General features: G+C 28.1%; 9 protein-coding genes. All 9 read right to left on the bottom strand.

Going from position 1 to position 11,870, the window contains the following annotated elements; all coding sequences use genetic code 4:
- Window positions 1-7 precede the first annotated feature (7 nt).
- The 9 genes from ACWXVK_RS00585 to ACWXVK_RS00545 all read right to left on the bottom strand — a co-directional run bounded on the left by ACWXVK_RS00585 (window position 8) and on the right by ACWXVK_RS00545 (window position 11,866).
- The gene (locus ACWXVK_RS00585; protein WP_456016890.1) at window positions 8-1,546 is read right to left on the bottom strand and encodes an MHO_4530 family protein; all 1,539 of its coding nucleotides are present in this window, start codon (window positions 1,544-1,546) and stop codon (window positions 8-10) included.
- Window positions 1,547-1,560: 14 nt separating this feature from the next.
- On the bottom strand, window positions 1,561-3,774 hold the full coding sequence (locus ACWXVK_RS00580; RefSeq protein ID WP_455965926.1) for an ATP-dependent helicase: 2,214 nt from the start codon (window positions 3,772-3,774) through the stop codon (window positions 1,561-1,563).
- A gap of 89 nt (window positions 3,775-3,863) precedes the next feature.
- Window positions 3,864-4,523: an RDD family protein gene (locus ACWXVK_RS00575; protein WP_438340490.1), complete on the bottom strand. Its 660-nt coding sequence runs from the start codon at window positions 4,521-4,523 to the stop codon at window positions 3,864-3,866.
- On the bottom strand, window positions 4,514-5,518 hold the full coding sequence (locus ACWXVK_RS00570; protein WP_456016889.1) for a hypothetical protein: 1,005 nt from the start codon (window positions 5,516-5,518) through the stop codon (window positions 4,514-4,516). The genes ACWXVK_RS00575 and ACWXVK_RS00570 overlap by 10 nt, the downstream gene beginning before the upstream one ends.
- Window positions 5,519-5,529: 11 nt before the next feature.
- Window positions 5,530-6,873 (bottom strand): asparagine--tRNA ligase, encoded by a 1,344-nt coding sequence (gene asnS, locus ACWXVK_RS00565; RefSeq protein WP_438340488.1) that lies wholly within the window; start codon window positions 6,871-6,873, stop codon window positions 5,530-5,532.
- Window positions 6,874-7,018: 145 nt separating this feature from the next.
- The gene (locus ACWXVK_RS00560) at window positions 7,019-8,773 is read right to left on the bottom strand and encodes a hypothetical protein (RefSeq protein WP_456016887.1); all 1,755 of its coding nucleotides are present in this window, start codon (window positions 8,771-8,773) and stop codon (window positions 7,019-7,021) included.
- A gap of 1 nt (window position 8,774) precedes the next feature.
- Window positions 8,775-9,638 carry an ABC transporter permease subunit gene (locus ACWXVK_RS00555; protein WP_438340486.1) on the bottom strand — a complete coding sequence of 288 codons (864 nt, stop codon included), beginning with the start codon at window positions 9,636-9,638 and terminating at the stop codon, window positions 8,775-8,777.
- Window positions 9,631-10,494 carry an ABC transporter permease gene (locus ACWXVK_RS00550; protein WP_444704883.1) on the bottom strand — a complete coding sequence of 288 codons (864 nt, stop codon included), beginning with the start codon at window positions 10,492-10,494 and terminating at the stop codon, window positions 9,631-9,633. Before ACWXVK_RS00550 ends, ACWXVK_RS00555 begins: the two co-directional genes overlap by 8 nt.
- Window positions 10,484-11,866, bottom strand: a complete 1,383-nt coding sequence (locus ACWXVK_RS00545; protein WP_456016886.1) for an ABC transporter ATP-binding protein — start codon at window positions 11,864-11,866, stop codon at window positions 10,484-10,486. Before ACWXVK_RS00545 ends, ACWXVK_RS00550 begins: the two co-directional genes overlap by 11 nt.
- Between the last annotated feature and the right edge of the window lie 4 nt (window positions 11,867-11,870).

The raw sequence follows: 11,870 nt of genomic DNA, 5'->3' as shown, positions 1-11,870 counted from the left end.
TTTAATGTTATTTTTTTCTTTCGCTTGAGTAAAACATTTTAATTTTTTTGTTAAATAAAACTTTTTTATAGTTTTTGAAATCTAAATTCTCAAAAACAATTGAGATTTTTAAATGCTCTGCCTTTTTGAGTATAAGACCAATATATAACATTGTTTCTGGGTTATTAAGTATTTTAGTAAGCGACTTATCAAATCATATAATTCCCACTCATTTACCAATTAGTGAAATAATATCATTATTGATTTCGGTTAATTTTATTCCTATAGCCGCCTTTGGATAGTTTTCTTTAATTTGTTCTATTTTTTTCTTAACTCTTAACATACTTTTTTTTGAATTAAGTGAAACTAATTGAACAAAGGAACGATCAATTTTAATAGAATTTTCAATACTTTTATTATCAATATAATTAAAAATAAAATCTTGTATATTTAAAACTTTTCCATGAATATCTTGTGATTTGATGTTTTCATATATTTGCATAAAAAAATTTTTATAAATGTCTAAGGAAGATATGATATTCTCATCTTTTATATTTAAAATTTCAAATTTTCTTTTAATTAATAATAAATTGAGTTTAGTATTTTCATCGCCAAAATTATTTATAGACACAGTTTTAAAATCAATATTATTGCTTTGTTTTATTTCGTCAAGTGTATATTCATATTTTTCTTTAAAAATTTTAAAATCTTTGTTATCTTCTATGTTATTTGGAATTCAATAATCAACCATAGGTGTAAGTGTTTTGACAAAGTCAAAGACCGTTTCATAATACAATTGATTTTTGTTGGTTAAAAGCTCATTGTTAAATGAAAAAAAGGTAGAGTAAAGATTTTTGTAAAGAGTAGCAGTGTTTGCAAAGATTTTAGTTGCATAGTAAGAATGGCCACTTTGAAATCTATCAGAGGGAAAGACGAAAAAGATCTTATTTCAATCAAGAAAAACTTTGACGCCTTTTATTTGATTATAAACGCAACTATCTTGGAAAAGTTTTATAAAGTTATTAATACTATTAATATTTTTTATGTTTAAAATAAAACCACATGCTATATATTTGCTGTTTGGCGAAAAAAGGTAAGAAATGTTGGTGTTTAAAGCTTCGAAAACTTCATTTTTAATAGTATCGTTTCTGTTTCAATTAACTGTCATAAAAGCTTTTTGATCATTTATGAAATTTATTTCAAAACTAACCTTTGTTTTGAATGTTGAATGCTTGTTATGTGTTGTTTCAAAACTAATAATCGTATTTTCTTTATTTTTTAAAGCACTTAAAAAAAGAAGTTTATATTTTTTTTCTAAAATCTCACATAAGTCATCTAATTTTCTTCATTTATTATTTAGAAGGTTTAATTTTTTTATAAATGTGGGTTCATTTGAAATGTTGGGAATACCATTCAGATGTTTAATTCTATTTTGTTTCAAATCAATTTCTAAACAGAGGAAACCACTTTCGTTTTTAATATTATTTTGTGTTCTTATTAAAAATAAAATAAATCAAAAAGAAAAAATGAATATTATGGAAGAGAATGCAATAATTCAGATTAGCAAATTAAATTAACTCCTTAGTCATTAAGGTCACCATCTCATTTTTTAATTGAGTGATGCGATTTTTCAAATTGTTTTGTGGTTTTTTGTTGTGGAAAGGTTACAGTAATTATTGAGTCAACCATATCAATAATTTCGCCGCGTCCATAGATTTTATGCATTATATAATCTCCGACAACTAAATGGCTATTGTTTTGGTGATTTTCTTCAGCAATAGAAAAATCATTTGCAAGTGTTACAGAACCATTTTGTTCTTTTATACCTGCCTCTCCTAAAAATCTGCTACGTTTAGTAAAACCAGATCTATTAATTGCAAATGAAAGGAAAAGCTTTTTCTTAGCTCTTGTAATTGCAACATATGCAAGCCGTCTTTCTTCTTCAAGGCCTTCAATATTTTCTTCATGTGTATTTGAATTAGTTAAAAATGTAAAATCTTTACTTGGTGAAATAGAAATTGCTCTTTTTAGAGGGAATAAACCTTCAGCAAGCCCACAAATAAAAACATAATCAAATTCTAATCCCTTAGCATTGTGCACTGTCATCAATGAAACAAAACTTGTTGCATCGTTTTCGACGTCTCTATCTGTTATTAGTGTAATTTCTTGTAGATATTCATCTATAGTACCGTGAGAATTGTTTTTTTCCCATAACTCAATAGCATTTATTAAACTTTGAAAATTTTCTTGTTTTGATTCATAATCTTCTTCGGAAATTTTAAATGTATCAAAATAGTTTATTTTTTTATACATAAACTCTTTGAGCGTGCTGCTTATTGAATTAGTTTTTAAGGCTGCTCTCGCTCACCGAATATCATTAATTAGTGAAGCTAATTTTTGAAGTGTAGTTGTTGAAATACTTAAAGTTTCTTGCAGTTCATCAATATGCGCTTCAATTGCATTGAATAATGTTGTACCTTTATTTCTTGCAAATTCAATTAACTTATCAACGGTTACCTCTCCAATTTTTCTTGAAGGTTTATTTATGATACGTAGAAGCATAATTTCACTACCATCGTGAATAACTCTTAAGTATGCTAAAGCATCTTTAATTTCTTCGCGTTGATAAAATTTGATTGAGCCAAAAAGCTTGTATATTGTACTTTCTCTAATCAAAGCTTCTTCAATTGCTCTTGAGTAGCTATTGGTTCTAAATAAAATAGCAATATTTTTTAATTGTACTCTCGAACGTTTTAATTCTGAAATTTTTCGTGCTATTCACCGGGCTTCAGCTTCTTCGCTATGGCCACAGTAAAATTCAACATCTTCTCCTTCTTCATTTTCTGTATATAGGTTTTTTTCTAGTCTTAATTTATTTTTAATGATTAATTTATTTGCGTAATAAAGAATTTTTTTAGTTGATCGATAATTTTCTTCAAGTTTAATTGTGATAGCATCTGGATAATCCTTGTGAAAATTAATAATTATATTGATATCAGCATTTCTTCAACTATAGATTGTTTGGTCGGGATCTCCTACAATTGTTAATTTATTTGTTGAACAAAGTTTTTGTAGTATTTTGTATTGAATAATGCTTGTGTCTTGAAATTCATCAATTAATAAATAGTCATATCGTTTAGCCCATTTGTTGGCTATATGCTCATATTTTGGGTCATAAAAAAGTTTGTAAACAAAAACTAGTAAGTCATCAAAATCAAGCGCTTTTGATCGTTGCAATCTTTCTTGATAATGCTTGTAAATCAATTCCTTTGTTTCGATAGCTTTTCTTTCTTGTAGAGATAAAGATGTATCAATATTTTCGTTTTCAATATTTAAAAATTCAAATAATGAATTCTTTTTGTTTTGAATGAATGAAATGATTGAACTATAACTGAATTCATTATTAGATATTTCTAATTCATTATAGACTGATTTAAGGATTGCTTTTTGGTCTATTTCGTCAATAATTTGGAAATCGTTCTCATAACCTAGCAAATGAATTTCATATCTTAATATTTTTGCACAAATAGCATGGAAAGTACTTATGACAGGAAGTTGTTCAGGATTATTCACCATTGTGATAACGCGCTGTTTCATTTCATTAGCTGCTTTGTTTGAAAAAGTTAGAGCTAAAACGCGTGAAGGTTTTATTCCCAATTCATCAATTAAATATGATATTTTATATGTTAAAACTCTTGTTTTTCCTGAACCTGCACCAGCAATTATACGAAGTGGTCCGTCATTGTATTCTACTGCTTCTCGTTGTTGTTTATTTAGTTTTTCTAGTTCTATCATCTTCACCCCTTATAATTAAATATACTTTATAATTATAACCTAATTAAACCTATTAATATTTAGTAATAAAAAATAGCCTTAATTTTTGGCTATTTTGTGATATTGATTTTAGGAAGTTCACGTTTTTTTGGTTTAATTTTAAACGTTAAATTTTCATCTTCAATAATATCTTCATATCTATTTTTTCAAACGGTTTTTGTTCGCGATAATTTATCATTTCAACTTAGTCTTGTTGATGAAATACCAGAAATAATTAGCAGTATTTGAAGATTTATAGAAATCGTAGCTAGTGCTGTTGGTAATATAACAACAAGCTTTTCAACATTATTTAATTTTCCACCGCGAGCAGCTTTTAAAAATGCATCAGTAGACATTAACATGAAACTCATAAAAACAAAAATTCATAAGAATGCAAATAGTCTTTGCCGATCAAAAATAAATTTGGAAGTTCTTCTTTTTTCTTCATCGGAAAGAATTTTGATTTTACATATTAACATTCCAATTGTTTGGCCTTTTAGTATTGTTGGAATAACAATGTATTCAAATATACATAAAAAAATCATCAATAATAGTCAAAGGCGAAAGTATATTTCTTTTAGTGTGGTACTTTGTGTGCGAAATTCAGCTTTTTTGTAATTGAATATTATAAAAGAAGTCGCTACAATTAAAACTATGAAAATAAGAAGATCAATTAATGTAGCTAATAATCTTATTCAAAAATTAGCCTTAACATTTTGCTTTATGGTCATATAAATTTTTTAATAATGTGGTCTCATTTTTTACTAAAACCAGACGTTAAATCATAAAGTTTTTGAATATTAAATTCTTTAAAAAAGTGATTTATTTGGAGTTGCTCTACTCAAAAAGGTCTTAGTATTGAAATTTCTTGAATAAGAGAGTTTTTAATGCTAATTAGTGTTTTTTCATCTAATGGATTCTTATTATGTTTTAATGAGCCGACAATTGCAGCAATATAATAGCAATAATTTAGACATTTAGCCAATTCAAGAGCATTTTTAGTTTCAATATCTATTGTATTAAAGGAATTGAATATATTATTTCAATTGCGAGTCAAGGATTTAGGGTTAAAAATTAATGGATTATCATTATTATTAATGATTCATGTGTCTTCGAAAAAAGCATATGTTTTTGAATAAAGAAGGCTTTGAAAAACAGGATTGGGTGAATATTCTAGATTGAGATCCTTTGTTTTAGGTAAGAAAAAAACTTTCTTTAAAATATTTGTCTTAACAATTGAATTGAACATAAAAGGGCTAGTTAATATAAAAGGTAGTTTATTGGTTTCTAAATTGACTAAACCTAACATTGATAAGTGGGCTGACTTAAATAATAATTTGTTTATTACTTGGTTATATCCGGGAACTTGTATGAAATCTGCTTTTTTGGGCAAAGATTTAATAAAATTATCAAATCTTTGAATAAACTCATTTTTTAAATTGGCATATGAGTAAAGAATGAACGTATAAGGGGTTTCAATAAGATCTAAAGCTTGTTTTATTACAACATCGAAATGTTGATGGCCCGAATTAAAGATAATTTTTAATCTTTCGCCTAACTTTGATTGTAGTTTATCAATTTCTATATAATCCTTTTCTTTCGGTCTATCAAAGGTCAAAATGATATTAAAATTTTGTGATTTTTGTTTATAGATATTGTAAAAAATTTCATTTAGAGGTATTTTTACGTTGTAAATAGGAATAATTATAGTTAGATTTTTTTTCATTAATATCCTTGTTACATTTTAATTTGTCCAGCAACTCTTGGGAAGGGGATGACATCCTTAATGTTAGCAATACCTGTCACATACATCACTAGTCTTTCAAAACCAATGCCAAAACCACTTGATGGTGCATATCCAAATCTACGCAAGTCTATGTATCATTGCAAGGGTTCTTGTGAAATTTTTAAGTCATGCATTCTTTGAACAAGTTTGCTATATCTTGATTCTCTTTGACTACCACCAATTAATTCCCCTATCCCTGGAACTAATAAATCAAAAGCTGCAACAGTTTTGTTGTCATCATTTTGGTACATATAAAAAGCTTTAATATCTTTTGGATAATTTGTAACAGCGACTGGCCCATTTACAATTTTTTCAGAAAGGAATTTTTCATGTTCTGAAGCTAGATCCATACCAAAAAAAATGTTTTTTTCTTCAAATTGGTCGCTAAAAGGTTTAAGTTTTTCAACCACATCTTTATAATCAATAACTGTTAGTTTGTTATCAAGAAATCTGTTTAATGTTTCCAGTAGATCAGGATTGTAAGATTGCAATACCTTCATTTCATCTAAATGTTTGCTTATGGTGTTTTTAATGACAGTTTTTAATAAATCATCTGCAAGGTTAATAATATCCTTTAATTCATAAAAAGCAACCTCAGGTTCAATCATTCAAAACTCAGCCAAATGGCGTGATGTGTGCGAATTTTCGGCTCGAAATGTAGGCCCAAAGGTATAAACCTTCTTAAAACTAGCTGCATATGCTTCAGCATGAAGCTGTCCCGTAACTCCTAGGAATGCTTTTTGCTTGAAAAAGTACTCTTTTGTTTCATCATCAACCAACAAAGTTTCGCCAGCTCCTTCACCATCATTTGAAGTGATAATCGGTGATGCCATGTAAAGAAATTCGTGTTCTTGAAAATATTTGTGGATTTCAAAAGAAAGAGTATTTCTTATTAACATTATACTTTTGAATAAGCTTGTTCTATTTCTTAAGTGAGGAATTTCTCTTAAAAAATCAAGTGAAGTTTCTTTTTTTTGTATAGGAAAATCGTTGTCAACTTGATTGATAACAATTAATGTTTCTAAAATAAGTTCAAGCGGTTGTTGGGCATCTGGTGTGAGGTGAATAATTCCTCTAGCAATTAATGATGTTCCTAGTGAAATTTGCGCGACATTGAGTTTTTGAATCATTTCTCCTTTAACTACTATTTGTAATGTTGCAACAGTACTCCCATCATTAACAGTTAAGAATCTAATTTTTTCATTTCCTCTATTAGAAACTAATCAACCTTTAACCTCAAACTTTTCATTTTCTCTTATTGTTTCAATGTTTTGTAATAACTTTTTAATTGTCATAACATTGCTCCTAACCAATTCTTTTAATCTAATTTATAATTTATAATTATACTTAAATTTTGTTACTATTTAATTTTTGATAACATTATTAAATGTTTAAATGTTTTTATTCTTAAATTTAAAAGAAAAAATAGGATTAACCTATTTATGATTTTGTTGCTTCGAAATAGTAGGCTGCAATCTTTGTTCGCAGGTTGTTTTCGATAATTGGATATGTGAATAAATGATAATTCTCATTTGTCGAGGGTTGCTTGAAAATAGATTTGGCAATTTCATCATTTCCAAAATACCATTCATCTAAAAATTTATATGTTAAAAGATCTGTTGGTGTATATGAAATATATTCAAAGTTTATTAGTTCACCTAAGTCGCTTTTAGTAAAAACTTCTTCAAAACTATCTGAAAAAATATCTGTTCCCTTATCAGAATTATTTCTTATAATTCGTAAAAATTCAATATTATCCTCAGTAATTTCACTTTTAAAACTTCTTAAGAATTTTTTTCAATTTTCTAGATTGTTTCAATCAATACTTTTTAATTTTTGAGATTTTGAAAGAAGTTTGATAATTTCTTGTCTGCTATCACTGTTGAAAATTAACGTTAAAGTATCGATGGAACTATTTAGGTCTTCATTGGTCAGGAATTTTTTTAATGTTTCAAAGAAACGCTTTTCTAGTAATTTCAATCTTTTTTCAATGCTCTCGGCCGATCTGATAATAACGTTGTTGTTATTATATATCAAAGAGCTAATGCTATCTAAAAATTTGGAAGTGTCTTCATCACTTAGTTTATGGGATATAATTCAACCATCAACAAGGTAATAATTGTTTTTAGGGCGCACAAATCTAATTGTTCCTTCTTCAACTGAAGCAAAATTATCTTCTGAATAATAAGCATCTAAGGCATCGCCATTATAAATAACCGATGAATCTGAACGTCCTTGTTTTGGTTCAATAAGGTAGTTAAGCAATTCTAATCCATCGCCACTTAGGTGATTATATGCTGTGTTTTTAATATCATAACCAGAAGAATTTTTGACAAATTCTACGAAAGAATCAATTGCTAGCTTGTAATTATTCTCGTTAAAGTCAAAGAGCTTTCCTTCTCCATTGAAGGTGAATAATTGTTTTCAATTTTTGTTGTCTTGCGATTTATAATTAATGGCCCCAATCATTAAGTTATCAACAAATGCATTAGTTCAACCAATGTGTTGATATTTATTTTCTTTTAGGGTATCAAAAATTTGATTTCAATCGAGTTGCATTGATTTGTTTTCTAATTCTTGAATTGAGGAATTGTTTAGTGTTAAATTAGGTCTACTATTTTTATTAACATTATATGCAACTCCTTTGTCTTGCGCATAATACGGTATAAAGAAGTCATAAAAATGTTCTCATTGGGCGCTAGTATTACTTTTTCAAAGTTTTTTATTTTTGTCTAAAATAAAACCTTTTGAATCTAATTCGTGTTTAGGTAGGTTTACTAGCTTATTGTATATTAGATTATCAAAGTTTTCAAGGTGTTTTCTAACATTTTCTGTGTAAAAAAACTTTCTAACATTTCAGTCATTGGCATCACTTTTTCCGTATAATCTAGCAAAATCAACTTTTCTGACTTTTTTTTCTATAATGAGTTGTGCTGTTTGAAAATCACTTCCAACACCAGCGATCGCTTTGTCTTGGGTTAATGCTTGGGTAAATTCGTTGATTTCCTTGAATTCTTTATAGTTGTAGTCTTTTTTTAGTTTTTCTTTTATAGAAGGCGCTAAATAAGATTCGTAATTATAAATACTTGGCCGGTACTTATTTGAAAGTTTAATTGAGATTGCAAAAATAAAAATTATGGTTATAACAAAAAAGGAAAGTATAAATATTAAGACCTTAAAAATTCTTTTGTTCAATTTATAAGACCTCCTTATAAAAATCCTTTTGTGCTTGTTTTTTACTTAAAACTAGGGATTTTTTAGCTAATTTATTTTGTGTTCCTTTAAAAATAATATATAGTGTATTTATAAATATTACTATTAGAAGTGATATTGCACCAATAGCCAGCGATCATGCCTGAAATTGACCTTCATACAATTGTGTTCCTAACGTTTCTGTATTAGAAACAATTCTTGTAATAATAAAATCATCAAATGACAAGGTCATAGTCATAACAAATGTAAAGATTATAGATCCTAGCATATAAATAAAATATGTTTTAAATCATGTTCTGAATTTTGAATATCCTAAATCCTGACTTGCTTCAAAAATATTTTTGGAAAATTTATCGCTTTTAGGTAGCATTATTAAAATTCCGTATGGAAGACACATAACAGTATGTCCAATAATAGATCTAAAAAAACCTTCACTCGTTGCTTTTAGGGTTCCAAAAAATAAGAAGTTTAGAACAATAGCAAGTGTCAATCCTGTAATAACATCAGGATTTATCATAGGCACATTTGAGGTTGCTTGCACAAAAGATCTTGCCCCTTTATTCTTGTGTCTTCATAGAGCGAAAACAGTTAGTAAGGAGATACTAATAACAAGGACAGAAGTTGCGATCCCAAGAAGAAATGAGTTAACAAATGCTAGACTATGTGATTTAGAAAACAGTTCCTTGTATGCATCAAAAGAAGTTCTATTTCAAGTTGTTACTGAAAAAATTCCTTTATCTGAAGGGGAATTAAAACTGTAAATCGTTCCAAAAATTATTGGTATATAAAGAAAAGCAAGAATCACAAAAACATATGAATATTTTAAAAAGTTTTTAAATTTAGTCATAATTTCCTCCTTGTCTTTTTTTTCTAATTAAGAATGGTATTCCATAAATGATTGCATATATTGATAATAGGACTGCAAGAGTGATAATAACTAATGTTGAAGAATTTGCTAAATCAAACGGGTTGGCTGTGTTGGCAAACTGGTTTATTAGGTTACCAATTAGTTGTTTTTGACTGCCATTTGGTAAGAGTTTGTCTGAAATAATAATAGAGGTTGCAGATATCATTAAAACAATTCCGAAACCACTTAATATTGCTTTGGATGTGTAAGGAATTATAACTTTAAAAACTGTTTTAAATTTTGAATACCCCAAATCCTCCGAGGCTTCCAAAATGTTATTTGGCATATCTTTAATAACCTGGTACAATGGTAGAACCATGAATGGTAGATAAAGATAAACCATACCAAAAACAATAAAGAAATTGTTATTTAACTGATTTTCATCGAAAATTGCCGAGAATAAACCTCTAACTGCTAAAGCTTTTGATATTGTAAAAATAGCTAAGGGACTAAGAATTAGAGTTAAACCCAATATTTTAATAATCTTATATTTAGATCTTGAAACAATATATGCATACGGGAAACCGATTATTAGCGATACAGTTGCAGCAAATAATCCAGTCAGCAGAGACCTTCCTATTATTACCCATGTTGAAGGTTTTAGAGCAATTTCTCAATTTTCTAGTTTTGTTTGTCCTTCTAACGGTTTAAATGCATAAATGCATACAAACACCATAGGTAGGATAATAAATAAAACTGCAAAAACAACATATGGAACTATAAATGTAAATTGCAATTTTGACATCGGTGAAGAAAGTTTTTTGATTTTTTTTACATTTCTTGTACTAGACTTCATTTGTTTGACCTAATTCATTTTCTAATAATTCAAGTTTTCTATCTTTCTTCATTAGGTGGATAGCATCAATATCCCAATCTAAAAATACCTCTTTGCCGACAGCGTATTTTGAAGAAGTTTCTACATAAATAATTTTATCCTTACATTGAACCTCATAATTATAGTAGCTGCCTCCATAGGTTGATTTTATAATTTCTCCCGTTAGTTTAGCTTTTGATTTTACTCTTGTTATAATAATATCTTCTGGTCTTATAAGGGCATCCAAACTTTCTCCGGGCTCAAATTCATCATGAATAGTGTCAAAAGTCCTTGACATAAATTTTACCTTGTTTGCTTTTATGAAAGTAGCGTTAAAAAAGTTTGAATCTCCAATAAAGTTTGCTACTCATTTATTAACTGGAAAATCATAAAGTTCCTTCGGAGTGGTAAATTGTTCTACTTTTCCATCGCGAATAACAGCAATTCTATCGCTCAGTTGCAGTGCTTCATTTCGGTCATGAGTTACAAAAATAAAAGTAAGTTTCAGCTTTTGTTGAATGTCCCTTAAAAGAGTTTGCATTTTTTCTCTTATTTTAGCATCAAGAGCACTTAATGGTTCGTCTAATAAGAGAATTTCGGGTTCAATAACTAGTGATCTTGCGAGCGCTACTCTTTGTTTCATACCACCTGATAAAAAGTTAACATTTTTCTTTTCGTTGCCGCTTAAGCCAACGAGATCCATAATTTGTTTAACTTCTTTATCCATTTCTTCATTAGTAATTTTTCTAGTTAGGTATCTTTTTTCAAATGCCTCAGTTTTTAAGTCAACATAGTTTTCTCAATATGAATATTTAAAGTCCATATCATCAATTCATTGTTGGTATTTTTGTTTCTTTCTTTTTGAAAGCGATGAATTATTATTTAATTCTCTTTCATATAATTCGAATTCTTTGTCGAGATTTTTCATTTTTTGATCGGCAAATTTTCTTCATTTTCTTCTTTGCAGTGTTAATTTATTATGAAATGATTTTGGAAGATTTTCTTTGTTAATTCTCTTAAGTCTTAGACCATATTTAATATTGTTTTCAACATTTAAGTGTGGAAATAGAGCATAGTCTTGGAATATAGTAGAAACATCCCTTTTATGTGGGGAAAGATCCTTAATATCTTTGCCATGAAGTTTAACTTCTCCACGAGTAACCCATTCAAAACCACCAATAATTCTTAAAATAGTAGTTTTGCCAGATCCAGAAGGTCCTAAAAGAGTAATAAATTCACCTTTTTCGATACTAAGATTGACATTGTCTAAAACTAGTTTGTCTTCAAACTCTTTAACAACATCAACAAGTTCAATGATTGCTGAGTTTGTCTTTTTAACTTTCTTTTTTTCCATAATT

The organism is Mycoplasma sp. 3398, from assembly GCF_053851555.1.
The sequence above is the reverse complement of the archived record's forward strand: the minus strand, read 5'-3'. Positions and strand labels throughout refer to the sequence as shown.